Here is a 3,106-nt window from a genome sequence, read left to right as displayed (position 1 = left end):
GGAAATTTCAGCGTTTTGGCATTACTCAACAGCTATTCGCGCTGAAGAAGCCGATCCTGATAAGCGATGCCACCAGTCAGTACCTTCAGACCGCTCAATCAGCACCCTCGTGAATGAGGCGGGATGAGGCGTGATCCGCGTACCACAGAATCCTGACAGCCTCTTAAAAAAGTGTTCGACTTGATTTATGTCCATCTCCATGCGGCGATGCCTACGTGAAAACCGGTTCACATTAAATAGCTGATCTTCACGTTTAAAACCTTCACGATGAGCCGCAAGCATCAGTTTTGCAATGTAAGGATACAACCCATCTGCGATCGGCACCACGGACTCAGAATAGGTTTTGGATCCTTCAAACGAAGTTACCAGGATCATTCTTTTAAGATCAACATCCTTAGCCTTAATATGTAGCAACTGATTTAGCCTAATACCTGTAAAATAGAAGGTCTCAACTACTGTCTCCCAAAACCATGCTGGATAGAGCTTCGACGGGTCATCTTGCGCGGTTTCAAATCTACGCCAACCCTTCGCTCGCTAAAGAGCCAAGCTGGACAGCGAGCTCTGTAATATCATAGAAATACTCAACTGCTTCCCGCATGGTAGGCGGTTGACATTCGTCCTGATGAGTCAATTCATTCCTCCTTGTTACTGCGGAAATTAAACGATCAAGAATAGCATCGTCTACACAGCCGCGCAGCTTTTCAGCTCTTTTCTTGTTAAAGGGAGCTTGAAATAATACACATATTTCTTTAAAAAGTTCAAACTGTTCGATTATCGCCGCTTTCGCAATGTAGGGCTCTACTCTAGACCCATCCACTTCTGGGAGATCTATTTTCTTCATGCCACTTTCAGCTTCTTTCTGAAAGATATGATCAGTTCGTTTAGCTATCACTCTGGCTTCTATGCTGGCTCTTACAATATAGGGAAAGCTCCGATCAATTGTTCTTTGATTAGCAGGTGTTTCAATAAAAGGGCCTTCAGACCATGCTTTATCCCGCATTATTCACCAGGAGCTCGAGGTGGGCTTCTGGCGAACAGGTTGGTACCTACGGCCTGACTTGAGCGCTGCCAGGCACCTCTGATTATGCTGTTTGGTTCTTGCCGATGTGCCTACTTATCACCACATGGCACTTTCTATGATGGGGGACGCAGGAAGAGCCCTCGGCTGTTTTCTGCCGATCGTGGTGAGGTGTTGCGCTGGGCCGGTGACTACTCCAATGGTGCAAGCTGGGGAAGACCGCGCAATAGCGTCGGCCACCATTTGTCGGCCGCGGCGCCGAGGTGCACCGTCACCCGCCGTGCATGGACGGTGAGCGTGGCCGCGACCTTGAGCACCTGTTCGCGCACCCGCATCAGGCTCCAGCCCTGGCGGGTTTGCCGCTCCAGCAGACAACGCAGGCCATGCAGCAGCTCGTAGGCATACAGGCTCAGCAGCAGGCTGACCTGATTTCGGGCCATCACCTGCTGCACCGTGGAGGCGCCGCGATCCGTCGAGGACAAGTGGACATTGAGCGCCGATTTCAGCTCGCCCATGTGGGCCTCGGCCTTGCCACGTTTGCGGTACAGGGCCAGCACTTTCTCCGCTGGATAATCGAGCTTGCTGAGGTTGGTCACCAGGAAAAAGCTGTGCAGCAGCAGGTCGTCGGGGTTCTCCTGCACCACCAGCACGACGCGCCGTGGTGACGTCCAGGAGCCGGCCTGGTAGTCGAGATCATGGCACCACTCGCGAGACGTCTCAGGCCGCCGACCGCGAGGCCGCTTGAGATAAGGCTCGGCCTGCGTCTGCAGTACCGAGTTGCTTTTCAAACGGCCCAGATAATCGATCTCCCGCGCGTCCATGGCCTCCAGTGTCGCGTTGTCGGTGAAGCCGGCATCCAGGCGGACAAGGACCTGGTCAATCGCCAGGTTCAGACCTTCCGCCAGGCGCTGAACCAGGTGGGGGATCCAGGTATCGGCCTCCTCGGCCGGGCCGGCATTGCCCTCGCGCAGCAGGCCACCCACCAGGTCGCCGGTCTCGGCGAGGGAGGCGATCAGCGGCGAGTAGATCCGGCTGCCCACATGGCCGTGGTAGGCCGAGCCGCTCTGATGGCCGAACACCTCAATCGGCAGCCCATCGATGTCCAGGGTCACATGACGGGGCCGCTGGATCCACGGCAGCGAGCGCCATCGCCAGATGGCCAGGCGCAGCAGGCCTTCGTGGACGGTATCGATGTTGGCATCCGTGCCCAGGCAGTTGAGCAATCGCGACAGCGTCGCCTGGGACGGACGCGCCTCGTCCAGCGGCGTCAGGCCGCGTGCATCGCTGCACACCAGGTGCCAAAGCGGGTCGTGACGCAGCGTGGCGGTATCACTCAGGTCGATCCAACCCATAGCACGCTGCAAAACGACGGTACGCAACTGGCTCGCCAGCGAATGACGGATGCGTAGCGGGTTTCGGGAATCGACCAAGTGGTGGTCAAGTGCGGCCATGACACCGCTGCGATCGAGGGCTTCGCGAAGTACCAGCGCCCCGGCATCACTGCTGGTGGCATGGCCGCTGAGCTGGACACGTACGGAGCCATTGAAGGAGGGTGTCATGGGGGATACAGTTTCACCCATAGCGGATGGTCCTCTGGAATCAGGTTCTTGGCGGAACACACTGATTTCTCTAGAGAATACCATCCGCTATCTTTATTTCGAGCCCTCCGTCATGAATATCCCGGGTTTATTACTGCTGCCAACATTCTTCCATTCGCACATTTTCTCAGCAGCCCGTGCCAAATCAAATACAATTGAAACTTGGTTCATAGCCCTGTGGGCTTTTTGTTCGTACTTCGTGTACTCATCAAACATTATTTAATATCTCTTGATCACGCCAAGCTCACCGGTAAACTAGGAGCGTAGCGAGTAATTTATCCGCGTGCAGCTTTTTGTTAGCTTTCCTGCACCGGAGTTCAGTAGAAAGCTTTTTCAGGCCTTGCGCTTCTGTGCCGTCATCTTGACCCGCCTCATTCACGAGGGTGCTGATTGAGCGGTCTGAAGGTACTGACTGGTGGCATCGCTTATCAGGATCGGCTTCTTCAGCGCGAATAGCTGTTGAGTAATGCCAAAACGCTGAAATTTCCCC

Annotated in this window: 3 protein-coding genes and 1 pseudogene; all 4 read right to left on the bottom strand. The window is 54.9% G+C overall.

All coding sequences use genetic code 11. The features are described from left to right. Window positions 1-21: 21 nt before the first annotated feature. Window positions 22-444: pseudogene (locus R3F72_RS18380) on the bottom strand (site-specific integrase); the annotation flags it as partial. A 70-nt stretch (window positions 445-514) separates the two neighbouring features. Continuing rightward, window positions 515-1,000 (bottom strand): hypothetical protein, encoded by a 486-nt coding sequence (locus R3F72_RS18375; protein WP_332780461.1) that lies wholly within the window; start codon window positions 998-1,000, stop codon window positions 515-517. 209 nt (window positions 1,001-1,209) lie between these two features. Then, window positions 1,210-2,637, bottom strand: coding sequence for an IS1380 family transposase (locus tag R3F72_RS18370; protein WP_332780460.1), 1,428 nt, complete (start codon window positions 2,635-2,637; stop codon window positions 1,210-1,212). Window positions 2,638-2,860: 223 nt separating this feature from the next. Next, the coding region (locus R3F72_RS18365; RefSeq protein ID WP_332780459.1) for a hypothetical protein at window positions 2,861-3,106 on the bottom strand (246 nt) is incomplete at its 5' end.

Source organism: Salinicola sp. 4072, from assembly GCF_036663415.1.
GTDB lineage: Bacteria > Pseudomonadota > Gammaproteobacteria > Pseudomonadales > Halomonadaceae > Salinicola > Salinicola salarius_A.
This window is presented reverse-complemented; position numbering and strand designations above follow the sequence as displayed.